The organism is Arachidicoccus ginsenosidivorans, from assembly GCF_007971385.1.
Taxonomy (GTDB): Bacteria; Bacteroidota; Bacteroidia; order Chitinophagales; family Chitinophagaceae; genus Arachidicoccus; species Arachidicoccus ginsenosidivorans.
Genome location: NZ_CP042434.1, coordinates 865,560 through 889,437, shown reverse-complemented (window position 1 = coordinate 889,437; position 23,878 = coordinate 865,560). Strand labels below are relative to the sequence as shown.

Sequence of the window (23,878 nt, the reverse complement as noted above, 5' to 3'; positions counted from 1 at the left end):
TTTCAATTGCTTTATGTTGGCAACTGACAGCTAACTAACTACCTACCTAACTGAATAGATATTCAATATCTTCTTTGGTCAGGCTCTTCACAAAAGAACTGTCTTCCGCGATCAGCTCATTGGCGAGCGCTTTTTTACGTTCCTGCAATGTCAATATCTTGTCTTCCACCGTGTCTTTACAGATCATCCGGTAGGCAAAAATATTTTTTGTCTGTCCAATACGGTGGGTACGGTCAATGGCTTGTTGCTCAATGGCGGGGTTCCACCAGGGATCCACAATATAGACATAATCTGCGGCCGTAAGGTTAAGACCCACACCGCCAGCCTTCAGTGAAATCAAAAATACCCGACATTCATCGTCATTTTGGAAGTTTTGAATGGCTATTTCTCTGTCCTTGACAGAGGTTCCACCATCAAAATACTGGTATTTGATGCCCATTTCATCGAGTTTCCCCCGGATGAGCCCCAACATACCCAAAAATTGGGAGAAGATCAAGGCTTTATGGTTGCTCAGATTTTCTTCCAGCTCTTTAGTGAGTTCTTTGATTTTAATGGAATGGTTCGGGAAGTTTTCATCCTTAATAATGGCCGGACTGTCGCATATCTGCCTGAGGCGCATCAGTCCCTGCAGAATCGACAGCTGGGAACGTTGCACTCCTTGCTGATCGATCATGCCCAAAATCTTATCCCGGACATCATTGCGATAGGCCTCATAGATTTCTCTTTGGTGTTTGCCCATTTCACAGAAAAGCACCTGTTCCGTCTTTTCTGGCAGGTCTTTGGCCACTTGCTCTTTCGTACGGCGCAGGATAAATGGGAATAGTAATTTCCTTAATTGTTCTTTTTGAGCTTTCTCTCCAAACTTATCAATGGGAATAGCAAATTGCTGTTTGAACCATTCCACACTGCCTAGCAGGCCCGGATTTAAAAAGTTCATCTGAGCATAAATGTCAAAAGTGTTGTTCTGTAACGGTGTACCACTTAGACAGAGCCGGTTGTCTGCGTCCAGTAAATTGACCGCCTTGGCAATTTTACTGACAGGATTTTTAATCGCCTGGCTTTCGTCCAGTACAATATAATTAAAGCGCTTTTCTACAAAGGATTTAATGTCACTGCGCAGTGTGCCATAGGTGGTTATAATAATATCTGCCTCGCCGGAAGTGATTTTATTCAGATTGCGGCCGGCGCCATGATGGATAAAATAGGTAATCCCAGGCGTGAACTTGCGGATTTCATTTTCCCAGTTGTATAGGAGGGAGGTTGGACACACCACCAAGGCAGAGAATGCAGATCCTCTTTCCTGTTTTAAATAATATAAATAGGTCAGGGTTTGGATCGTTTTACCAAGACCCATGTCATCAGCCAAAATGCCGCCCCATTTGACCGTGTCCAGATAGTTCAGCCAGTGATATCCTGCAGACTGGTAAGGGCGTAACACGGTCTTTAAATGCTCAGGTACCTCCAGTTCATGAATCACATGGGCCTTACGGATCTGTTCGTATTTTTCTTCCAGATGGAATATCAACTCTTTTTCATCGCGCTGTGCATAGAGCTCATCGATGATGGTAAAATGATATTTATTGAGTTTTAAGGTATTATCCGAGGTTTCTCCCACCTGGAATAAAAGGCTGTATTTTTTTAGCCATTCCTCAGGCAGCACACCTAAGGTACCATCTTTTAACTGGACAAACTGTTGCTTATTATTCAAGGCTTTTTTAACCTCGGCTACAGAGATTTTCTGTCCGTTAAAATCGATGTCCACTTTAGCATCGAACCAGTCAGTATGGCTGCTCAGGTTGATAACTGTCGTGGGTTTAGCTGTATTGAACCGGTATTTTTTCAAGGTCTCAAAGCCATATACCGGTACATTCAATTCCTTCATCTTATCCACAAAAAGGAAAAACCAGTTATTTTTTAATACCTCTGGACCTTTAAGGGCTAATTGATTTTTATTGACTACGGCAAATCCGGAATGCAGATTGTGAATTTTCTGAAAGAATTCATTTTCTGCCTCTCTGTTGCGGTGGATGATCAGTAATTTATCTTTTTGCGGCAAAATGATCTGGTCATTTTGCTCGTCGGTAATCCGGTGGTTGTGATAGATAAAGATGGGATCAAAGATCAGATAATCGCCCCTTTCTTTCAGGTTAATCCTGGATTCAGGGACCATATCATAAATCTCTTCCTGTTTGATATTGGTAAAATGAACCGTGTAGTCCTTTGAAAGCGGGATGACAAAATCAAATAAAGCGTTTTCCCACTCATCTTCCGTATATACAATACGGCCATCATTTAAGAATTTCTCCACAGTAATAACGTCTTCCGCCTTACTCCAGAGATAAAACTGGTTTTCCACCTGAAAAAGTAAATTAGAATCAAGTTCGTTCTCTGTGATCGACTTTTCGCCTAAAAGCGTATCCACCTTACAGATGACTTCATATTGATCATTATTATGCGCTACCTCAAAATGAGGTTTAACATAATTGATAGAGTAATTGGCCAGTTCGATGTTGGCTGAAGTAAGCACCTTGCCGCCCGGGAGATAAAAGGTCAGATAACTGTCCACAGACAAGTTAAATAAATGCTTGAGTTTCTGGTAGAGATAGTCTACGATCAGTCTTCTGGTGTCCTCTGTCAACGCTTGTCCTTTTTGCTGGACAATATTTTCCCAGATACCACTGAATTCAGAATTACGGTCCAGATACCGGTTAACCTCGCCGGCGGATATCTTTCTTAAGGTATGTAGAATCCCCAGTCTTGTTCAGCAATCCTGTCCTGGTTGATGTTCTTGCCAAAATCGAGCTTTTCGATCTGATTGGTAAAATTAGTCCCTGCTTCATTGGTTTCTCCCTTGACCGGTATAAACTGTACGTAAGGATATTGGTGGTGGCTCTCCGCAATAACAATACCTACCCTGGACTGCGCACTGTCCTGTTCCAGGACTGCCGGTTCGGGCGTAACTTCCGGTTTGACGACTTTAGTCTGCGGATTAAAGCTATTGGGATTGATGACCTTTTTTATGGAAGGATCCAGTACCCTTAAGAAGGGTTTACCGTTTTTATAGGTAAATTCAAACTTTCCATCCAGGTTGTCTTCTAAAGAAAATCCGTAAAGCCCTAATAATTGATTTTTCTCCCGATCCCAATTGCGGATTGAGTCAAAATAATCGGCTCCCCCTATATTAACCAAGTGAAGTAAGAGTATGGTTTTGTGCAGACAAAGTGGATGTTTATGTTCTGAGCCACAATTACAACTGGTGTCGAAGTTCCTTTCTGCATTTTTTTGAATAATAACTGGAAAGGTTTCCCTGTTGACCGTTACTTCAGCGACCACCTTTTCATTGGCATTCTCCAGAAGCACAGGCTTTGACATGCGCAAGGATTCTTCTGCCTCGTCATAGGTCTCTCCAGCTGAAAATGCGCGGATCTGACGCAGATCCAGACGGTTCATGCGCAGCGTGGTGTGTTTTTGATCATAGTTAACCTCCACATTGGTTAGCAGGTGTTGATCAGACATTTGCTGCAACTGAAATAAGACAGCCACTTCGTGCTTGCAGAGTTCCCCCAGATTATAAGTGCAATTGCATTTGAGTGATAAGGTTGACTCGTCTTTATAGCCTCTGACCTGCACCTTATACCAGCTGGCATACATGTCATCCTTTACCCGGAAACTTATCGTGTCCGAGAGCATGTCATGGTGGGCGACTTCAATTCGCCCGCTGTTAAAAATTTTACGGCCCCTGGTGGTGATCTCTTCGGATCCGTTGCTATAAATCTGTTTTATAAAAAAAGGTAACAATGCTCGTCTTTTTCATTTATTTGTTGCCAAAAAGCAATTTGCAAAGGTAACGATTTTCAGGGTATTTTTTGCACATGGCTGTAGTTTGCTGGTTTGAGGAGATAAAAAAGAGGGCTGAATGGAAAATTCAGCCCTCAAATAAATTTTATTTATAATATAATCAATCCATTAATAGAACTGATCTTCTTTTTTATTATCGTCCATAAGACCCATTGCTTTTACAAAATAGGTCAAAACACCAGGTAGTGCTAACCAGAACCATTGTCTGGCCCAGATCATCAGACCGATAATAATTGCCAGCCAAATGACAAACCATACCCAATATTTCCCGCGTGATGTAGTTTCTTCCATATCAGTAAAATTTTTACAAATGTAGGTAAAAAAATAAAAATTAATAGCGCAAGGCCCTTATTTTTCTTCTGTAAACAGATTATTATAAGATTCCATTGCTTTTTGGATAATACCCAGGGCCTGCTGCTTATTGCCGAATTCTTCCACTTTAACACTCTTCTTTTCCAATACTTTATACTGTTCAAAGAAGTGGCGCAATTCACTAAAAAAGTGCTTAGGCAATTCTTCTATGTTCTCATAATAGTTAATGGCAGGGTCATTAGCTGCAACACCAATGATTTTATCATCTCCTTCGCCGCCGTCCAGCATCTGCATTACACCAATCACCTTGGCCTCTACAATACACATAGGCTGAATGCTCATACTGGAGATAATCAGGATATCCAATGGATCTTTATCGTCTCCATAAGTTTGGGGGATGAAGCCATAATTGGCCGGGTAATGAAAGGAGGAATAAATAACGCGGTCCAGTTTCAGCAGGCCGCTGGCTTTGTCGATTTCATATTTAGAACGGGATCCCTGGGGGATTTCTACAATGCAATTCACGAATTCTGGTGCATTTTCGCCAGTCTCAACGCCATGCCAGGGATGCAAAACCTGCGTATTTTTAATCATGCCTTTTTTGTTTAATAGGAAAATTTGGGTGCAAAGGTAACTATAAATACCAATTTAATCCTAGAATAATGCAAATATTACATCCCAAAACTTATGCAGACGAACGCCTGTAAGTGTGAAAATCATGCATTTATGTTAATTACTGTGCTTCAGTAACCTGTTTTCTATACAGCTCGGCATAATAACCTCCTTGTTTCATAAGTGACTCGTGTGTGCCCCTTTCTGTAATTTCCCCGTCTTCAATTATGATAATCTGATCAAAACTGAAAACGGTAAATATTCTATGGGTGATAATAATTGCAGTTTTATCACTTAAAAATTTATTTAAGTGGGTTATAATCTCATTTTCTGTTTTAGCATCAACGGCGCTCAAGCAGTCATCAAAAACCATGAGTTCCGGGTTTTTAATTAAAGCTCTGGCAATGGAGACGCGCTGTTTCTGGCCACCGCTTAGCATGACACCCCGTTCACCTACCATGGTTTCATATCCGTTTTGCAGTTCAAGAATCTCATTATGGATGCTGGCTGAGCGGGCAGCATCTTCAATTCGCTGCTGGGAGGCCTTTTCGCTTAGTCCAAAACTGATATTATTGGCGATACTGTCGCTGAATAGGAATACATCCTGCGGCACATAACTGATATTGTGTCTTAGTTGGTTAAAGGGCATATCCTTGATATTAACCCCTTTGACATAAACATTTCCCTTGTCAGGATCAAAGGAACGTAGCAACAAATGGGCAACAGTGGACTTACCACTGCCGGTTTTGCCAAGAATTAATATTTTTTCGCCTTTTTTTACCCGCAGGTTAAAATCCTTGATGGCCTTGATGCCGGTATTGGGATAGGTAAAGGAAACGTGCTCAAATAAAATATCACCGTCTAAATCGGCTGGTTTAGTCGCTGGTTTATCCTGAATGGCTGGTTCCTGCTGTAGAAATTCGTTGAGCCTTTTCTGTGAGGCAGCGGCACGCTGCGTCATGGAAGCCACCCAACCAATGGCACTGACCGGGAAGATTAAAAGCAGGATATAGATGACGAATTCTACAATGAGTCCCACTTTGGTGGTATCATGCAAAACGATCTGACAACCAATAAGTACGGTGATTAATGTACTTAGCCCAATGATCAAATTCATACTTGGGAAGTAGACAGCTTCCATTTTGGCCAGACCAACAGCATTTTTTCGGTATTCCTCACTGCTTTTTCTAAAAAAGCCTAAAATAGCCTTCTCTTGAACATAAGACTTGATCACACGAATACCGGAGAAAGATTCCTGTGCATTGGTTGTTAAATCTGACAAGAGTGCCTGAACCCTAGTGCTTCTCTTATGTATGTTAATGTTAAGAAAATAAATGGTCAAGGCCAGGATTGGAAGGGGAGAAATAACAATCAGGGTTAATTTGACGTCCTGTTGCAGCATGTTGATCAAACAAAGGGCAATTAAGGTCGTCAGATTGATAAAATACATGATGGCAGGGCCGGTATACATACGCACTCTGCTGACATCTTCAGCCATCCTGTTCATTAAATCACCAGTGGAATGGGTTTATAGAATGCTGCGTCCAATTTTTGATAGTGGTTATACACCTCATTTTTCTGATCATATTCTATATGGCGGCTCATAACAATGATGGTTTGGCGCATAAAGAACATAAAAAGTCCTCGTATTAAGGCCAGGATAATAATGACTATACTACAGACCAACACCATCCTGCCATAAGGGAATTGATCCATCCAGGCGAAAAACTGGGATAGGATAACGTCTTTGACTACCTGGGCACCTGCCTCGGGGTGGGGGCCAGGTAATGTCTCCTGGAGCTTGCCTACGACATAACGGAAAACCTGAGGAGACATGACTGCAAAATAATTGGATGCCGTGATAAACAGGAAGCCAAGTATAAAACGATAACGATATTTCCAGAAGTATTTATTGAGAACTGATAATTCTTTCATAGTAATTTGGGCGATTCCTTAGGTACAATAGATGCAATTTTGCGGAAAACAGGAATCAAATCGCAAAATTACGGGAAGAATATCAAAAAAATTTGGTTATTAAAATTATTAGATATTATTTTGCGCCCGGAGAGCTGGCAGAGTGGTCGAATGCGGCGGTCTTGAAAACCGTTGACTGTTACAGGTCCGGGGGTTCGAATCCCTCGCTCTCCGCAGGTTTTAATAACCATATTGATTTTCAATGCGTTCTCGGAGCATCAGTAAAATAAGTTAACAAACGGGTTAACAGCCCGGCAAATTTTACTGACATGTTGAAAGATCAAAAACACTACACCATCCCCAAGGTTTCCAAGGGGCGATCCAACTTTGTTTTCTTTAGGTATTTTAATGACAATGGTTCGGTAGGAAAATCAGGCGGCCATTGCCCCGATTTCCAGACATTTGTTGTAGATCTTCTTTATTTTTCTGCAACTCATATCGGGTAACTAAGCGCCTTTCGGCGCTTTTGTCCCCAACGAACCGGACATGAGAGTTTCCCCTCATCCGGCTCTGGCTCGTTGTAAGTCGTCTGTTTCATTAACGACCGGCTACAGGATCTTTGTTATGGTTGTTGGTGTATTGTGCCGAACTTCATAACATTTTGTATGGATGATATCCATATTGCCTAATTTGAACTCGCCGCCTAATGACGGTTTGGTTCTAAGGCTAATTGTCCATCGCTGGTTGATGGTCAAACTTTGATGACAGCATGGACAAAGGTCGTATTGATCACGGGAGATTATGTAAGCAACGGTATTCCGTTCGCTATTATTTCGCCATTGATCAGAAGTTCGTTGTTCGTAATATGCATCGTATTTGGAATCGAATGGATGAACTTCTTTTTTGATTTTTATATGGCGTTTTATAGGAATGTCAGCCATTCGTTTGAGGGTTACCTCTATAGTTGCGCCATTATCTAATAGTTCATTTGTACTGAACCTGTGGTTAGCCCCACCGATTTTCTTAAAATATTTATGCATGATCCAACGAGTTCCTTTATTTGGATGCCGCCGTTTTGCCCATCGATATAGATTTCTCCATATGAAGTTGTCGATATCATTGAATATCTTTTTGGAAACAACGCCTCGATGATAATTCGCCCATCCTGTAATTTTGGGATTTAGCAGTTGGATGAGTTGAGCCTGTGTTAGGTGACGTGCTTTGCGGAGGGTCTGTGTAATACCTTGCTTGAAAGAGTGAATACTCTTCTTGGAAGGGGTGATCAGCAGTTTTAGTTTCCCGTTGGCGGGGTATTTGCGCACGTTTTGCCCGAGGAAGTCGAATCCTTCCGTGATTTTTGTGATGACTGTTTTCTCTTGAGAGAGTTCTAGTCCTCGTTCTTTTAGGAAGAATTCGATGGCGGGTTTAACTTGTTGTTCCAAAAGATCTTTAGAGTATGCGGTTACGATGAAATCGTCCGCATACCTAATGAAATTCAATCTGTTACCTAATCGGGATAGCCTATTTATTAGCGCTTCCATTCCGTCTAGTGTCATGTTGCTGAGAACCGGACTAATAATGCCACCTTGTCCCGTACCTTGATCTGTGGTGAACCACTTATCAATTTCTACATATCCTGCCTTTAGCCATTTTTCTAATATAACTGTGTCTGTGCAGATGTTGTTTAACATCCATTCGTGACTTATATTATCAAAACAGCCACGGATATCACCTTCGAGCGTGAACCTGGCAGATGCTTGCCTTCCTAGACAGATGAAGCTTTGGGCTATGGCGTCTGCGCAGCTCCGTTTTGGCCGGAATCCATAGCTGTTATGGTCTGCGGTAACCTCTGACACTGGCAGGAGTGCCAGTGTATGGAGAGATTGAAATGCCCTGTCCCGAATTGTGGGAATGGAAATTGGGCGGAGCTTCTTTTTATTGCCTGCTTTTGGAATGTAGATGCGTCTGAGAGGAAGCGGTTTATAATCCCGACGTCTTAGACTTTTGGCGAGTGCTAACTTTTCCTTCGATGTTTTAATAGTGATACCATCTACCCCTGGAGTTTTACTCCCGGAGTTCTGCAAAATATCCCTAACAGCTATTAATTTAGCTGATAGGGAGTGTGTTAGAATCCATTGAAGTCGTTTAACTTTATTAAACTTCTTCTGTTCTGAAGCCTTCGCAATTCTGAGTTGTAGCTTTCTGACGATCAGTACATGATAGTCCCAGTTAATACTGTTCCAATCATTTACGGAACTGATGGACGCATTCGTGCATAGTTCCGCTGTCGGCATTGTTGCCGAAGGTTTCCTATGTTTGATCATTTGCTTTTCCATCTTAATAAAAGTTCTATTTCTCCATTACGATAACAAACCTGAGGTACGTCTGCCAGCTTTACACTGCGGTGTTATATTTCAACACCTATCTTCTCCATTACAGAGAAGCCTTCGCTTTTTACCTCATCTTACTGCCGCCTCCCATCAGCCTTCCTTGCGGTTGGCCTGCCCTGCCTTCTCAGGCGAGGCGGTAATCGGCGTTCCCCTGTTGCCTGATTTGAACATTGTTGATTTAGGATTGATCTGTACACCGGATACGTTGTTTGTCTGTGTGAGTTGAGCTGTCAACAACTCATCCCGTATCGTTGCCTTTTGGCTGAAGCCTGACAGTTTCTTTGGCTCCTCTTCGGTGACGGTGCGTCAAACGATCATTCAATTAGTTTATCCATGTCAACATTCCTAGCCCTATACCGGATGAAACTTCCAGCACTTGAGTCTGATTACTCTTCTTCAAGAGGCGTTGCCGCCTTCGGTACATTGTCCCACGGGCTTCATACAAAGTCGTTACCGTCGATGCATGCCGTGGTAGGAAACCGGTGACAGAACACCGGGTTTCTCTACACCTTTCGGTGCCGAAACAATTCAAAAACAGACCTTTACAGGTCGCACATCAATACCTAAGTTTGAAAAAATTGTTTCTGTGATATACTTGTTGTAGTACCATGTTTTTATACGTCTCATTGAGAACGGAATCTGGCTTTTATTCTGCTGGGTGGCCCAACAGGTTAATTTCATTAATGAGACTGCCATTAGGGATAGATTAAAATGATTATAGAGCTTTGTTTGACTTCTGGCCTGACACTCTTCCAAACCGGTATACTGTTTCGCGTCCCTCAGCAGAAATTCAATCTGGAATCTTAATCTGTAATATTGCAAAACCTTTTCACCGCCCAGCTCTGTATCCGTACTTAATAAAATAGAATAACTATCCGTCTTCTTATATTTAAGGTAGACAACTTTGACTATTCGTTTTAATGAAACACACCAAACAACTGATTCATAAGCGCAGACGTCTTCATCTTGATAACAAACCTCCCATCTACGCTTATCAATATTTTTAACATCGACCTTCCCATCAAAGATCCGGTTTCTACCTTTGCCACTTTTCTGAGGTCCCTTATGTAGATATTTGAGGTCGGCATCCTGCCGCATTCTGGTTACAACTTGAATGCCCATTTTAAGTAACGGCTCTATGAAGCCAGTTTTCATAAAATAAGCATCCGCCGCTACATACTTGGTATACTTCAAGATCCGATCTTTATTTTGTCCTATAATATTCACGTAATGCTCCATTTGCTTCCCATCTTTTAAGCCAGCAGGGGGCTGAACGGCTTCCAGGCTGTAGGCGGTCTCATCGCTAACGTCCACTAATGCCAGACTACTGATTTCAAGCCCTGGTAAGGTCTGCCCGTCTTTGCCGCTCCAATAATATCCTTTGCCATAAGTTTTTTTGCCGCTCTTTTTAATAAAGCTCGGATCGAAGGCCACAATACATTCTTTTTCTTTCAAAGGGCTAAATACAGAATCAGACAAGGCTGGGAAATCTATTTTTCGTTCAAACTGGTTACGCAGGCTTTTCTCTGAATACTGTCCATTACTGTAACGATATACGTTAAGAAAGTTATGACGTACAGGTAACATCACCCAGATTTCAATGATCCATTTTAAAAACTTCTTCTGCGGTTTGGTAAATTCGCTAACTTGATCTATTCTTGCACTGACAAAGCTCATGGCTTTGTTAAAGGCGGAGTTTATTTTTTTCACACCAAATAATACCGCCTTTTTTTTATGCCCCTACCTCATGTGGATAAAAAATAGCCCAAATCATTAAATTTAAAAGTTATCCACACTTTTTATGCCTCAAAAAAATTACCGAACCATTGTGATGAATCGCCACTAAAATTATGGCCTTCCAAAAATTGGAACTGCATAGTCGGAATAAAATGCTCATCCACCAATAATTGACCTGTCATCAGGTTTAAATCATTTGGTTTTCCCGGCCAGTCCAAGTCTCCTGTCCCATCCATCATATTCGATACATCAGAAGAACTGGCATATCCGACACTTTTGATGGCAGGTTCTTTATTTAAAATTGAGGTTATTGCCTCCTGATGATCGAGAGTTGATCCAGGCAAAGGAACAATAAATACATGCTCTTTATTATACCCTAGATCTCTGGTACGGATAAAGCGCATTTGTTTACTCATAACCAGTGTCGATACGAGAAGTGCAAAAGAAATTCCAAACTGAAAGATAACCAAACCTTTTCTGATGAAATTAGTCTTACCATTCGCTTTACTTTTACCACTAATCGCTTGAATGGGATTAAAGGAGGAGAGCAAAAGGGCTGGGTATATGCTGGAAGCCATTAGGGTTCCAACAAGTACCAATCCCATTAAAAACCAAGTGTGCTGATCGTTTAATCTTGTAAAGATCGACGTATTCGTAAAATAGGCTATTATTGGTTTAGAAATAAAGAGCAACCCTATTGACAATGCCAATGAACAGAGAAAAATGATAAGCGTTTCAAATACAAACTGTATGAAAAGGCTCTTCTTACTTGCACCGATAATTTTCCGGACGCCGACTTCCCTTGACCTGGAAAGAGAACGAGCTGTAGCTAAATTGACATAGTTAATACTGGCTATAACGAGTATTAAGATGCCAATCAGAAGTATAATACGGACCATCTGTAAGTCTGCCTTATTGCCGTCTATAGTTACCAGGTGCATCTGCTGGATATTCTGCAGATTAAAATGGACGCCCTGTTCGGACTTGGTCAATTTATTGAAAGCTTCAGATAACCCGCGCCCTATTACATTCGGAGCTTCATTGTCTTTTAGCAATACATAGGTCTGAAACTGATAATTTCCGAGATCCTGATCGATAGTTTTCCAATCGCCGTTACCACCGCCAGCCGTAAAGTTGGCACCAAAATAAGCCATGGGTAGTAATGCATCGTAGCTAAGGGTTGAATTATCGGGAAAATTCTCCAGTATAGCTGAAACAGTAAATATGTGATGATCAAAGTTAACTGGCTCACCAATTACATCAATAGTGCCGAATAGTTTCAAGGCCGTTTGCCTCGTTAACGCGATGCTGCTACCATTAGGCAGCAATTCTCTTCCTCCTCCCTCTAATCGATTAAAATCAAAAACCTTTAAAAAATTGCTATCAACATATCCAATCTTATTGCCATCAAATATTTTTGGCCATTCTTATCCGACAGTACACAATTATCTTCCTCATGAATACGGATGGTCGACTTTATACCGGGGATATTTTTGGCAATTACAGAAAGGGGACCAGGAACAGCATCAAAAGAATGCAGGTCTCCTGCAACATCGAAGCTCACACTCAAGTGAAAGATGTTCTCTGCTTTTTTATGAAAATCATCAAAATGTGGCTCCTTGTTTGACCATAGGAGTAAAATTGCACCTGCTGTCAACCCTACTGCTAGCCCTAGAATATTCAATATGCTGAAAAGTGGATTGGTTTTGATACTTCTAATTGCTGATTTAATATAGTGTCGACACATTCCTTTTGGTTTATAGTTGAACTCGATTATCGATTGATGATTCGTTTACGTACAATTCATTTATTTCATTTAAAGCTCATTACGAGAGCTGATTTTTGCGTACGACTAATATGCCATTTTTTAAATAGTTGTAAATGAATAAAGCGATTATTAAAAAAAATGAAAATATGTTCGATTTCGTGACAGTTGCTGTTCGATATTGGAACGCGGTGACTCGTTAAATGTTGGCTACCTGAGATGTCATTCTGCTTGAGTCTATATTAGGTTGGGTTTTGCAGAGCTTTTCAGTGTCATGTAGTTAAAACAGCGGTGATGATTACGCCTATGACGGTAACGGTAACATGACCAACGACCAGAACAAAAAGATTACCACCATCAGCTATAATGTCTTAAATTTACCAAGCGGTATCACTGTCGTAGGAAAGAGTCTAGTAAAGTATTATTATGATGCTGCAGGTAACTAACTGCAGAAACGCACCACGGATAATTCGACTGCTTATTAAATTTAATATCTGAGAATGAACCCGCTGTCCGCGGATTTTATTAGATTTGCTCATGGTTAAAAATGATTTGTAGTTACTTCAAATTTAACCGTTTTGGGTGATTTGTAGGAATTACCCTTCATTTTTCTTTAAATTTTACCCGGACAACTGTGGAAAAAAATATTATTTTAAAGAATACACTCAAACGTAATTTATGGATATTAAGAAATATAATATGCTCCAATACATTGGCTTTTGTCATTTGGGTTTACTTTCTTAAGATTTATGGTTTAATAGGGTTGCTAGTAATGTTAGGTTTGCTCGATATTGTTCTTTTGGGGTTGATGGGTGTTTTTATCCATAGACAATATTATTCTTTCGAGAAAAAACGATTAATTAATATTTCTGGAAATACAGCACGTTTTTTTTACGAAGGCAAGCTGATAAAAGAAGTGGATAGGAATGATATAAATAGGATTATTTTAATTGATAAAATTATGAATGATGGAAATTCTTTTCCAACATTTGTCGATTCTTACTTTTTTTTTACAATTATGTTGAATGATGGCACCCATATGATTATTACTTGCTTAATGCATCCTATGTTAAAAAATATAATAAAAGAATGGAGCAAAATTGAAATAGAACACAAGAATGTCTTTTTCCCATTTTTGGGATCAAAATCCTTGGCTTCGCTTCTAAAATAATAATGACAATTTATGTTCTATTGATAGCATTTATAAAAACTGCTTACATTTTGCAGATACTGCAAAGTCTATCGTTTTAGCCTAAATTAAATAGTTGTCTTAATCATTTTGACCAGTCTTGTAAATCCGCATAATCTGGTATCCTTTTCGTCAAAAATGCTCCTTGGGTCACAGCTAAGATCGTAGGCTCTTTTAAGATTCGGGTATATAGAAAATAGCAATGCGACACCATATTGATTACTTGTTAATTTAACTACACTTCCCTCTTAAAATATCCAACTTGTGATCTACTTTCGGTGGCTGGTATATCTTCTTTATATGGTTTTTCTACCATTTAAATAGCAATGCCCAAAACTTTCATCAATTACTTTATTAGGCTGTCCTTTATTTATGGCACTCAGCACCTGTTCTTCACAAATAGTGAGAGGATTCCCGATTTTTGAAGTGTTTAGTCCACATTATAGATGCTCTGTAATGGATTTTTATTATCAACAAACGCCAATAATTATAATGTACAAGGCTGACACTTAATAGAACTTTAAACAGTTATTATCAGTGTAAAAATATTTTCCTCACTTTCAACTATTAGCTCGCCATTCATATTTTTACCCGCCTTTGCATATTTACAATGCCCCTACCGCCAATAATGCCAGTGCTTTTTGCCGCCCGATTAAAGTTATTGGTCATTTTAATTTTGATTTTCGCCTCCGTAGATATAGTGATATCAATATTAATTAAGGCTCCATTCCCATACTTAATGGCGTTATTGATCCCTTCTTTAAACACCAAAAAGATATTTTGACGGACGATCTGACTGACTTTTTTCTCTTTAGAAAGGTTGGTAAATGTCATATTTACCGGAATGTCAAATTCGTTTTGAAGTTGATATATGTATGTCTTCATCCGAATGATAAGCTCTTCTATCGTGTCGAACTGTGCATCAATAGACCATACCATATCACTGAGCATGGCGATGGCTTCCTGGCTGGTATCGGCAATATGTTGCAGCTTTTTATCCTCTGCCTGCTTTTGGTGTGGCGGGGGCGGGGCTATCGCATCAGTTTGCAAGCGCTGTGCCTGGTGCCATATTCTGGTCAGGGAACTTCCTATTTCATCATGCAGGTCCCCTGCGATTTTTGTGCGTAGATTACGCTCTTTGTTTTGTTGATTTTGACGCAGTCGTATAATTAACAGCAGAATCCCGGTAATAAGCAGCAATACCAGTATTTTGAACAATAGGGTCTGATAATAAGCCGGTAGAATGGTAATAGGTATCTGAAAGATGGCAGACTGCTTGAGTTTGCCATTTATGTTATGGCTTAATTGCAGCGTATAATTTCCGGGTGTCATTTTGTTGAACGTGATTTCCCGGTGGGAGCCAATATTGATCCAGCTTTCGGTGGGGCCTAGCCGGTAGTAATAGGGGGTTGTTTTGCTTTGCGTTTCCGGGTTATCAAAAGTGATTGAAAAATAACGTGTACTCGCGGGGATCCTGATCTGGCAGCTGTCTGGTGGAAGATAGGCCAGGCGGTAGGAGGTGGTTAAATGATTGTTTTTATCAGCTATTGTCAGTTTATTGATACGAATGGCCAGGGGTGAGGTTTGCTTTGCGTGACGAGCCGTGTTTTTATTCCAGCAAATAACGCCATTGATCGTCCCCAGATAAATCTGCTGTCCATCCGTAAATGAAGAGGCCTGGTTAAATTCGTCGGAATGCATACCATCAGCGCCTTGATAGCTCGCGACACTGCTATCTTTTAAATCAACGATATTTAATCCTTTATTAGTGCCTATCAGGAGGTGGGTGCCTGATTTTGCCATGGAATAGACAGTAGGGCTGGTAAGTTTGGAATTTAGCCATTCCATGTAGTTGATTTTGCCTGAAAAATCCACAGCCAATACGCCAAGTCCGCTGGTGGCTATCCATATTTGATCACCAATTACGGCAAAGCCATGGACTTTCGATCGTTTAATGTCGGCAGATATGCTGTCCGCAAATAGATAACGGGTCTGTCCGTTTAGTGAATTTGTTACAAAAGCACCCGCATCTGTACCCACCAGAAACTGAGTAAAAGGAGCATTATTCTTAAAAGGATAGGGGGTAAGGGCATTTATTTTTACCGCCTGCATGTTTTGAGCCGAAGCGTTGGAGAATACCGGGTACAATTTTTTATGTAATGGGTCCACCAGGTGTAAACCGCGCGTGGTACCCTCAAGGACTAAAGGAGGATTCACTCGGCTTAAGACTGTAATAAATTTACTTTGATAAACACTGGCTTTCCGGGTTACATTAAGCTGTAGACCGATATGTGTCAGTTTGTTGATAGAAGGCTCATACCAACAAAGGCCAGCACCTTCCGATCCAATCAGCAAAGTGTCTTTGTTCCAGGGAAGAATAGAATAGACATAGAGTGTCTGTAAAGGCTTGACCTCTCCTGTCTGTCTGTTATAACGTAAAAGATATTGTTGATAAGAACCTATATAGACACTGTCACCCGATGCATAAATGGCCCGGATGCTATTGATATTGTCTTCGCTATTTAGTTGCATGTCAAAAGGCAAATATTCTGCATGGATGGCGGTAAGCCCACCACCTGAGCAGATATAGGCGTTCCTGCCTGAAGGTTGGGAGGAGATACCGTGAATGAGTTCCCCCGGGTACTTGGCCATATAAGGCTTTGCGTTGCGCCACCATTTACTGCTTGCAAAGTCATACATAAAAATATACCTCGTCAGGCCTTTACCCATGGTGAGGATACCGGGCTGCCCTCCTGGTACATAAAATAACAGGGAATAATTGTTCTCCTGCACGCTGTCTGGTAAGGGAACTGCCTGGATAAATTTCGAATAGTCACGGGGCTGCACGCTGCCTGGATGGGCTTTTTTATCACGATATAAGGCCTGGATATCAGACCGAAAAATGCCCTTATCCCGAAAGGACAACAGACACTTGCCTGAACGGTCATAACAGGCATTGGTAATACCGTTAATCCCTACAGCTGCGAACTTGTAACAGACCGGATCCTCATAGCCGGCAGGGTTCTTTTGGATGCTTACCAACATTCCGTCACCGGTCGTTAGCCATAATTGGCCCTTTATGGGCTCTTGTATGTTTTCTATAGACGGCTCAGGGGTGGGGGGGCCGGTGGGCATAAATCCGGCTTTCCCGATGCCCAGGTCTGCTATCTGCACCAGGCTATCGCCATGGACCTTAAGTAATTTCCCACTTTTGGTACCGTAATAGATTTCGCCATCCCCAAGGCAGGCAACAGTAGAAAGCCTTCTATCGTGTGGATTTAAGGACTTCAGATAACCAGTATTTAAATATAAAGGAGATATAGACCAACTTTTTAGATCAAATCTGGCAGCCCCGTCACTAAAACCCAGCCAAAGGTTCCCTTGATGGTCGCTGCTTAGGGTCGTGATTGTAAGACTGGGCAGGGCAGGGTGGTGCCTATGCCAAAATGCAGCAATTCGGAACCGTCATAACGGTAAAGGCCATTATCGGTAACAAACCAGATCAGTCCGCTATCATCACGCAGCGCCATCTGGATGTTGTTGTCAGCTATATGTTTAGGTAAATGAATGGCATTGATCGCTAAATGACTTTTTTGTGCGTGGCTACCCATCGGATAGCCCCAGAACCAACATAGCAGTAGGCAATAAATTGCTTTATTCATCAGTTTGGGGTATTTGAAGTATAATATTGTTCAAATATATAATTTTTTACAACATTATTTTGCATTGTTAATCAAAGAAAGGGTGTCGCTGGTCCATGCGTGTATTTCGGACCGGCGTACAAAGTTGAAATAAGCTCTTTGAATGCAATCTGCGCTTATATTTGCTATGGCTCTATTGTTTAGCTTAGCCAGTTACCGTCCTTTTATTTATTCAGGAATATTCTTTGGCCCATCCCTCAACAGGGGGATATTTAATTCACCTAAGGGGCGTAATTTAGCAAAATGATAAAACTGGGTATTATAGAAGATGATGTCATGATCAGGACTTCTTTGGTGGATTACTTTAACAGTGAGGTCGGATTTGAGGTCTTGTTAGCTGCCGGATCAGTGGAGGCTTTTATGCTTGACTGGGAAGACCAGCTTTACTTTGATATTATTTTATCTGATATAGGGTTGCCTGGCGCTTCCGGAATTGAAGGACTAAGCTTCATTAAAAAAAGAGCGCCCAAATGCCAGATAATGATGTTATCCGTATATAATGATACCGGACGCATCTTTCAGGCACTATGCGCGGGCGCCGCTGGTTATGTATCTAAACAGACGGCTTTTGTAAAAATTAAAGAAGCCTTAAACAGTATTTACAACGGTGGAGCTTTTATGTCCCCGGATATTGCAAAAAAGATCACTGATTATTTTAATCCTGCTTACATATCGAAAATAAAGGATCCACTGACACAGCGCGAACAACAGGTGCTGCATGCCATTGAGGAGGGCTCACTAATAAAATGATAGCGGAGCGTCTTTATATCTCCCTTGAAACGGTAAAAACGCACATAAAGAAGATATATCAGAAACTGGAAGTCAATAACCGACTGGATATTGTCAGGCGAAAATACCGATAAACCCCACACTTAAACCGAAATTTATCATAAACACCTTTTTTAAGATCGTCCCATCCCCGTCATGGGGATTTTTATTTTATAAAGGTAGTTGATCTTTGTACTTATGCGGATAAGTACTATCCTCCGAAACAGATGGGGCTGAATGGGGCGCGATCAATTCGAATATGACCCGAATAGCGGGATCTATTACTGCTTTTCGTTTAAATGCCTGCCCAATCCCGCCCATGCGCTCATATATATTGACCCAACACAGGCGCAAAGGTCACGTGATGATCGCGGATCTTTCCGGCAGGCTCGTAAGGCGTAAGCAGATCAGAGAAGCTATGGCGCCAATAGGCATAAAAATAGATCTGTCTGGTTTGTCTGAAGGCGTATATATTGTTCTAGCGAAGTCTTAACATCAGACAACAAAAGCCAGCCGATAACCTCGTTATCACAAACAGCAGCTATTCATGTTTTATCTTTAATAGAATGATAATATCTTTTATTAAAACCAGACTAGTAGAAGCTGGATTTGTTGTTAAAGAAAATCCTTTCTTTCCGGTGTAAAAACACCCAACTTTCCTGCTTCCAGGCAGATACAATCGTTCGGTATATTGGAGGGCCTGAAACAGGCCTCACCGTTGCGGATAGTTTTCTTCTCTTTTCCAATCGTAAATTCAAAGCTGCCTTTTAATACGTAGGTGGCGTGAATGTGGGGATGCTGGTGCATGGCTCCCAAAATTGGGCGGCATATATCAATAATCTTAATTGTAATGCATTACAGCAGTCATCTGATAACAATCCGAAAGGCCAGTTATTGGCTACTGAGCAGTACATTCAGGTGTTCATATTTAAGCCTCAAATATGAGCCTGTATGTTTTGATATCCTAAGTAAAAAACAGGTGCTTCTTTCGCCCTAAATTCCAATTTATGGCTCGAAAGACACTTGCCGTAGCCCGCCAGCATCCCCCGCCAGAGTGATTTTTGGCCAGTTTGGCCTAGAAAACCTGTCGATTGACAATTTATGACAAATGGTCGTCATAAATTGCAGCCATGAGAAAATCCATTGCGTTTTTAATAACACTTATTCTTTGCGCCTGGCAGGCACAAGCTACTGTTATTTATGTGAACTTAAATGCCATCGGAAATAATGACGGTGCCAGCTGGAGTAATGGCTACACTAATTTCCAGGCAGCTGTTGATGCCGCTATTGCGGGAGACAGTATTTTTGTAGCTACTGCTGTCTACCAGCCTGCCAGCGGAGCCAGTTTCATCATGAAAGAAGGGGTAAAGATCTTCGGTGGCTTTACCGGAACAGAAAGTGCTTTCAGTCAGCGCAGCCTTAAAAATAAAGCAACACTCAAAGGAAATGGCAACAGTGTTGTCAGTAATGATGATAACGGGCTCACGTCAGCAGCCGAGCTGGACGGCTTTATTATTACAGGCGGTACAGCGGATCAGGGTGGCGGCATATATAACAATAAGGTATCGCCTGTTATCCGTAATTGTATTTTTGAAAACAATTCGGCCAATATAAATGGGGGCGGTATGTTTAACGCGACATCATCCGCCAATATTATTAATTGTATTTTTACAGGGAATACTACGGCAGGCAATGGTGGTGGACTATTTAATTATACCAACGCTAAAGTACACATCATCAATTGTATTATATGGGGTAACAATTCCGACAATTCTGGTGGCGGGATTTATAACCGTCTGGCAAATCCAGTCATTACTAACACAATTATCTGGAATAATATGGCTACCCTGGGTGATAATGGATTATTCAACAATAACGGAAACCCCGTTTTCTCTTATTGCAACACACAGGATCAGGTATGGTCCGGTGCGGGTAATATCAGTCAGGATCCGCTGTTTACGGATCCGGCTAACGGTGATTTCTCCCTGCAAAACCTGAGTCCCTGCATCAATACGGGTAATAGCGCTGCTAATAACAGCGCCGTCGACCTGGCAGGTAATCCAAGAATCATGGGTACTTCCATCGATATGGGGGCCATAGAAAGATCACCGGTAAAATATGTAAACCTAAATGCCACTGGAAATAATGACGGTTCCAGCTGGAGTAATGCCTACACTGATTTTCAGGCTGCTATTAACGCCGCTATAGCGGGAGACAGTATTTTTGTAACTACAGCTGTCTATCAGCCGGCTGCAGGAGCCAGTTTTGTTATGAAAGAAGGGGTGAAGATCTTCGGTGGCTTTACCGGAACAGAAAGTTCTTTCAGTCAGCGCAGCCTTAAAAATAAAGCCACGCTCAAAGGCAATGGCAACAGTGTTGTCAGTAATGATGAAAACGGGCTTACGTCAGGAGCCGAGCTGGACGGCTTTATTATTACAGGCGGCAATGCGAATCAGGGTGGCGGCATATATAACAAAAATGTATCGCCTATTATCCGTAATTGTATTTTTGAAAACAATTCAGCGACGAGCTATGGCGGCGGTATGTATAATGGTGGTGGTAGTACTCCGACGGTTATCAATTGTATATTTACAAGGAACACCTCGGCCGGCATAGGCGGCGGTATAAACAATAGTGAGTCATCTGTGCACATTATCAATTGTATTATTTGGGGCAATCATTCGGCTAATGGAGGGGGTGGAATTTATACTGTGGGGTCAAATCCGGCCATAACCAATACGATTATCTGGAACAATACAGCCACGAAGAGTGCTAATGGACTATACAACGGCAATGCTGGAAGACCTGTTATCTCCTATTGTAATATTCAGGATCAGGTATTGTCCGGTGCTGGCAATATCAGTCAGGATCCGCTGTTTACGGATCCGGCTAACGGTGATTTCTCCCTGCAAAATTTTAGCCCCTGCATCAATACGGGTAATAGCGCTGCTAATAGCAGCGGAGTCGACCTGGCAGGCAATCCAAGAATCATGGGGCCCTCCATCGACATGGGGCCATAGAAAGATCACCGGTAAAATATGTTAAACTGGACGCCACCGGAAATAATGACGGCTCCAGCTGGGGTAACGCCTATACCGATTTGGAGGCAGCCATTGACGCCGCTATAGCCGGAGACAGTATTTTCGTGGCTACGGCTGTATATCAGCCCGCTGCCGGTACCAGTTTTGGTATGAGAGAAGGGGTAAAGATTTTTGGCGGTTTCGCCGGGACAGAAAGTTCTTTCAGTCAGCGCAACCTTATAAACAAAGCGACGCTTAAAGGCAATGGCGGCAGTGTTATTATAAATAATCATAGCCACCTTACAGCTGCAGCTGTACTGGACGGTTTTATTATTACCGGTGGCAGAAATGCAGCATACGGCGGCGGCATTTTTAACAGTTACGTATCTCCTGTTATCCGTAACTGTATGATCGAAAACAATTCGGCCCAGTTCGATGGTGGCGGCATCTTTAACGGTGGATCAGCTACGCCATCCATCGTTAATTGTATTGTATCAGCAAATACCTCTGGTAGTTATGGCGCCGGTATTGCAAACGAACAATCAAATGCTTACATTATTAACTCTACCATATATGGCAATAATACAGCAGGTTCCGGCGGTGGTATCTTTAATAATCAAGCAAATCCGGTCATTACCAATACTATTGTCTGGAACAACACATCCACGGATGCGGGGGGTGGAATATTCAATGCCAATGGCGGCATGCCAGTTGTCTCCTATAGTAATATTCAGGACCAGGTATTATCCGGTGCGGGTAATATCAGTCAGGATCCTTTGTTTACGGATCCGGCGAGCGGTGTTTTCTCTCTGCAAAGTACAAGTCCCTTGATTGATGCAGGTACTCCGGATACGACCGGTTTACTTATAGGCAATACGGATATCGCAGGTGCTAAGAGAATTGCGGGTGCTGCAATTGATATGGGCGCCTATGAACATTCTGATATACCGCTGCCGGTGACACTCATTACGTTCTCGGGAAAACTTCAGAACCGGACGACTCACCTTCAGTGGCAAACTGGGGTCGAAGAGGACCTTCATTATTTTGAACTCCAGAAAGGCCTGAGCGGAGAAAACTTTACTACTATATCCACTGTGCAGGCCAAAGGCGATAACAGCGATTATAGTGTAAATGCTGCGCAGACAGAGGCGTCGGCAGGTTATCGCCTCAAAATGGTGGATAAAAGTGGTAAGGTGCAGTATAGCAAAGTTATCTGGCTGTCGCAAAACGCTGCTGATAAACTATTTGCCTATCCAAATCCTGCCAAAAGTTATATCAAGATTAATATGCAGCATCCGGAAATGGTCCGCATTTTTAATGCCACCGGAAAATTGGTGAAAGCAGTACAGCTTGAGGCTGGTATAAATCAGATTTATATTTCTGACCTGGCTTCTGGCCTATATTTTATTATTGCAGGCGATAGCAGGGTTTCTTTTTTAAAACAATAAATAAAAATTAAGCACAGCTATTCCGCATAGAATTTCTTACCACGCCTGGAGCGGTTATAGCCGGTGACGAAAGTTATTTTTCGAGTTAAAGAGGTATGTATTATATACTTGCTGCTACTCAGGCAGAGGCAATATCAATGCAACACCACTATTTGTTAATGCGCCAGGGCAAGAAATGCGCCTTTCGCGGGTGGCGACTATAACCTGCAAAATCATTTTGCTGCAATAAATACAGGCAACAGCACAGTTAATATTACTTCAAATGACCTGCCGTGAAAAACGAGAATTTTAGGGGCTGCAATTGATAGGGTGCTTATGAGTCAACTGGAGCGCCAATGCCCGTGGGGCATACCGGTTGCGCTGGCAAATTGCACAGCGGTATGGCTAATTTAAATGGCAAACAGGTGCGGAAACAAGTTTCCGTTATTTTGAATTGCAAAAGGGCCGGACGGCAAAGTATTATCGCCTCAGACCAAAACGATGGTCAGAGGCGATAACAGCCCCTACACGGCAAATGTGCCGCCGATACAGGCCACGACTTTTTACAGGCCAAAGATGGTCTGTAATAATGGAACATATGATTATAGTATGGTTATCCAGCTATCGCAAATTAGCGTGGATCATGCTTTAGTTTACCCGAATCCGACAAAAGACTATATCTATGTGATTGTAATGAATGCAAACGCCATCAATATTTACAACACTTCTGGCATTCTCGTAAAACAACAGCCTTTGCAGGCGGGATCAAACAAAATAGACATCCGCAACTTAAGCGCTGGTATGTATTATGCCGGCATCAACGGGGCTAGAGTAAGGGTTATCAAAAAAATAAGCGGGTTACGTACAGGCGGGCAATTTTCCCTCTGTATTTTATCTGTGACTGTTTTAAATGACATTAAAACCGCTTACAATACAGTTCCAATCTTTTCTCATTATAATGTTTGTAGTTGAACGTGTGCCGGGTTAAGGTGCTGCTTCATTTTATTGCTCTAAAAAAGTATACCTACAGCTGGATATAAATAGCTGTCTGGCTATTGTAAGTGGAAATCAAAAAACTCTTTTTGATGATCAATTATATATTGTTTTTCGGCATCCCCAGAAGGGGGATTTTTTTTGCTTTTATGGTTGCACCTTTGTGCAGGAAATCTGATACTCACTGGATAT

At 41.7% G+C, this 23,878-nt stretch carries 20 protein-coding genes and 1 tRNA gene; 7 read left to right on the top strand and 14 right to left on the bottom strand.

Features of this window, described 5'->3' with window-relative positions:
• Positions 1-46 precede the first annotated feature (46 nt).
• The 6 genes from FSB73_RS03425 to FSB73_RS23965 form a co-directional block, all read right to left on the bottom strand.
• On the bottom strand, positions 47-2,638 hold the full coding sequence (locus tag FSB73_RS03425) for a DEAD/DEAH box helicase (RefSeq protein ID WP_225974449.1): 2,592 nt from the start codon (positions 2,636-2,638) through the stop codon (positions 47-49).
• A gap of 95 nt (positions 2,639-2,733) precedes the next feature.
• Entirely contained in the window at positions 2,734-3,798 is a 1,065-nt protein-coding gene (locus tag FSB73_RS23970; protein ID WP_225974448.1) for an SWIM zinc finger family protein, read from the bottom strand.
• Between the two features lie 168 nt (positions 3,799-3,966).
• Positions 3,967-4,149: a hypothetical protein gene (locus tag FSB73_RS03420; protein ID WP_146780129.1), complete on the bottom strand. Its 183-nt coding sequence runs from the start codon at positions 4,147-4,149 to the stop codon at positions 3,967-3,969.
• Between the two features lie 57 nt (positions 4,150-4,206).
• The gene (locus tag FSB73_RS03415; protein WP_146780128.1) at positions 4,207-4,764 is read right to left on the bottom strand and encodes an inorganic diphosphatase; all 558 of its coding nucleotides are present in this window, start codon (positions 4,762-4,764) and stop codon (positions 4,207-4,209) included.
• A 139-nt stretch (positions 4,765-4,903) separates the two neighbouring features.
• Positions 4,904-6,280 carry an ABC transporter ATP-binding protein gene (locus FSB73_RS03410; protein ID WP_262712477.1) on the bottom strand — a complete coding sequence of 459 codons (1,377 nt, stop codon included), beginning with the start codon at positions 6,278-6,280 and terminating at the stop codon, positions 4,904-4,906.
• Positions 6,281-6,288: 8 nt separating this feature from the next.
• The gene (locus FSB73_RS23965; RefSeq protein ID WP_225974446.1) at positions 6,289-6,717 is read right to left on the bottom strand and encodes a 6TM ABC transporter family protein; all 429 of its coding nucleotides are present in this window, start codon (positions 6,715-6,717) and stop codon (positions 6,289-6,291) included.
• Positions 6,718-6,845: 128 nt separating this feature from the next.
• On the opposite strand from FSB73_RS23965, the gene FSB73_RS03405 reads away from it, so the two are divergent.
• Positions 6,846-6,930 (top strand) — tRNA-Ser (locus FSB73_RS03405).
• A 374-nt stretch (positions 6,931-7,304) separates the two neighbouring features.
• On the opposite strand, the gene ltrA is transcribed toward FSB73_RS03405, so the two are convergent.
• The 5 genes from ltrA to FSB73_RS03385 all read right to left on the bottom strand — a co-directional run bounded on the left by ltrA (position 7,305) and on the right by FSB73_RS03385 (position 12,570).
• Complete coding sequence (gene ltrA, locus FSB73_RS03400) at positions 7,305-9,032, bottom strand: group II intron reverse transcriptase/maturase (RefSeq protein ID WP_225974445.1); 1,728 nt, start codon at positions 9,030-9,032, stop codon at positions 7,305-7,307.
• 144 nt (positions 9,033-9,176) lie between these two features.
• Positions 9,177-9,323, bottom strand: a complete 147-nt coding sequence (locus FSB73_RS23195; RefSeq protein ID WP_158639396.1) for a hypothetical protein — start codon at positions 9,321-9,323, stop codon at positions 9,177-9,179.
• Positions 9,324-9,614: 291 nt separating this feature from the next.
• Positions 9,615-10,796, bottom strand: a complete 1,182-nt coding sequence (locus FSB73_RS03395) for a transposase (RefSeq protein WP_146780127.1) — start codon at positions 10,794-10,796, stop codon at positions 9,615-9,617.
• Positions 10,797-10,885: 89 nt separating this feature from the next.
• Entirely contained in the window at positions 10,886-12,220 is a 1,335-nt protein-coding gene (locus tag FSB73_RS03390) for an FtsX-like permease family protein (RefSeq protein ID WP_394344835.1), read from the bottom strand.
• On the bottom strand, positions 12,193-12,570 hold the full coding sequence (locus FSB73_RS03385; protein WP_146780125.1) for a hypothetical protein: 378 nt from the start codon (positions 12,568-12,570) through the stop codon (positions 12,193-12,195). Before FSB73_RS03385 ends, FSB73_RS03390 begins: the two co-directional genes overlap by 28 nt.
• 652 nt (positions 12,571-13,222) lie before the next feature.
• On the opposite strand from FSB73_RS03385, the gene FSB73_RS03380 reads away from it, so the two are divergent.
• Positions 13,223-13,759 (top strand): hypothetical protein, encoded by a 537-nt coding sequence (locus tag FSB73_RS03380; RefSeq protein WP_146780124.1) that lies wholly within the window; start codon positions 13,223-13,225, stop codon positions 13,757-13,759.
• 597 nt (positions 13,760-14,356) lie between these two features.
• Here the strand turns inward: FSB73_RS03380 and FSB73_RS03375 are convergent.
• Positions 14,357-16,951, bottom strand: a complete 2,595-nt coding sequence (locus FSB73_RS03375) for a sensor histidine kinase (protein WP_146780123.1) — start codon at positions 16,949-16,951, stop codon at positions 14,357-14,359.
• 221 nt (positions 16,952-17,172) lie between these two features.
• Positions 17,173-17,439, bottom strand: coding sequence for a hypothetical protein (locus FSB73_RS03370; RefSeq protein WP_146780122.1), 267 nt, complete (start codon positions 17,437-17,439; stop codon positions 17,173-17,175).
• A 282-nt stretch (positions 17,440-17,721) separates the two neighbouring features.
• Between FSB73_RS03370 and FSB73_RS03365 the strand changes: the two genes are divergently transcribed.
• Both FSB73_RS03365 and FSB73_RS27390 read left to right on the top strand, forming a co-directional pair.
• Positions 17,722-18,228, top strand: a complete 507-nt coding sequence (locus FSB73_RS03365; protein ID WP_146780121.1) for a response regulator — start codon at positions 17,722-17,724, stop codon at positions 18,226-18,228.
• A complete protein-coding gene (locus FSB73_RS27390; RefSeq protein ID WP_146780120.1) occupies positions 18,225-18,341 on the top strand; it encodes a helix-turn-helix transcriptional regulator in 117 nt (38 codons plus the stop codon). Before FSB73_RS03365 ends, FSB73_RS27390 begins: the two co-directional genes overlap by 4 nt.
• A gap of 520 nt (positions 18,342-18,861) precedes the next feature.
• Here FSB73_RS27390 and FSB73_RS03355 read toward each other — a convergent pair.
• Positions 18,862-19,053: a cupin domain-containing protein gene (locus FSB73_RS03355; protein WP_146780119.1), complete on the bottom strand. Its 192-nt coding sequence runs from the start codon at positions 19,051-19,053 to the stop codon at positions 18,862-18,864.
• Between the two features lie 323 nt (positions 19,054-19,376).
• Here FSB73_RS03355 and FSB73_RS03350 point away from each other — a divergent pair, with 323 nt between their 5' ends.
• From FSB73_RS03350 to FSB73_RS03340, 3 genes are all read left to right on the top strand, one after another.
• Complete coding sequence (locus tag FSB73_RS03350; RefSeq protein WP_146780118.1) at positions 19,377-21,266, top strand: choice-of-anchor Q domain-containing protein; 1,890 nt, start codon at positions 19,377-19,379, stop codon at positions 21,264-21,266.
• A gap of 80 nt (positions 21,267-21,346) precedes the next feature.
• Positions 21,347-22,714, top strand: a complete 1,368-nt coding sequence (locus FSB73_RS03345) for a T9SS type A sorting domain-containing protein (protein ID WP_146780117.1) — start codon at positions 21,347-21,349, stop codon at positions 22,712-22,714.
• 480 nt (positions 22,715-23,194) lie between these two features.
• Positions 23,195-23,665, top strand: coding sequence for a T9SS type A sorting domain-containing protein (locus FSB73_RS03340; RefSeq protein ID WP_146780116.1), 471 nt, complete (start codon positions 23,195-23,197; stop codon positions 23,663-23,665).
• Positions 23,666-23,878: the final 213 nt, after the last annotated feature.

What these genes read in the sequence shown, in the direction of transcription:
- FSB73_RS03420 (WP_146780129.1), bottom strand. Translation starts at nt 4,149, where the DNA reads ATGGAAGAAACTACATCACGCGGGAAATATTGGGTATGGTTTGTCATT.
- FSB73_RS03415 (WP_146780128.1), bottom strand. Translation starts at nt 4,764, where the DNA reads ATGATTAAAAATACGCAGGTTTTGCATCCCTGGCATGGCGTTGAGACT.
- FSB73_RS03410 (WP_262712477.1), bottom strand. Translation starts at nt 6,280, where the DNA reads ATGGCTGAAGATGTCAGCAGAGTGCGTATGTATACCGGCCCTGCCATC.
- FSB73_RS23965 (WP_225974446.1), bottom strand. Translation starts at nt 6,717, where the DNA reads ATGAAAGAATTATCAGTTCTCAATAAATACTTCTGGAAATATCGTTAT.
- ltrA (WP_225974445.1), bottom strand. Translation starts at nt 9,032, where the DNA reads ATGGAAAAGCAAATGATCAAACATAGGAAACCTTCGGCAACAATGCCG.
- FSB73_RS03385 (WP_146780125.1), bottom strand. Translation starts at nt 12,570, where the DNA reads ATGTGTCGACACTATATTAAATCAGCAATTAGAAGTATCAAAACCAAT.
- FSB73_RS03370 (WP_146780122.1), bottom strand. Translation starts at nt 17,439, where the DNA reads ATGAATAAAGCAATTTATTGCCTACTGCTATGTTGGTTCTGGGGCTAT.
- FSB73_RS03365 (WP_146780121.1), top strand. Translation starts at nt 17,722, where the DNA reads ATGATAAAACTGGGTATTATAGAAGATGATGTCATGATCAGGACTTCT.
- FSB73_RS27390 (WP_146780120.1), top strand. Translation starts at nt 18,225, where the DNA reads ATGATAGCGGAGCGTCTTTATATCTCCCTTGAAACGGTAAAAACGCAC.
- FSB73_RS03355 (WP_146780119.1), bottom strand. Translation starts at nt 19,053, where the DNA reads ATGCACCAGCATCCCCACATTCACGCCACCTACGTATTAAAAGGCAGC.
- FSB73_RS03350 (WP_146780118.1), top strand. Translation starts at nt 19,377, where the DNA reads ATGAGAAAATCCATTGCGTTTTTAATAACACTTATTCTTTGCGCCTGG.
- FSB73_RS03340 (WP_146780116.1), top strand. Translation starts at nt 23,195, where the DNA reads ATGGTCAGAGGCGATAACAGCCCCTACACGGCAAATGTGCCGCCGATA.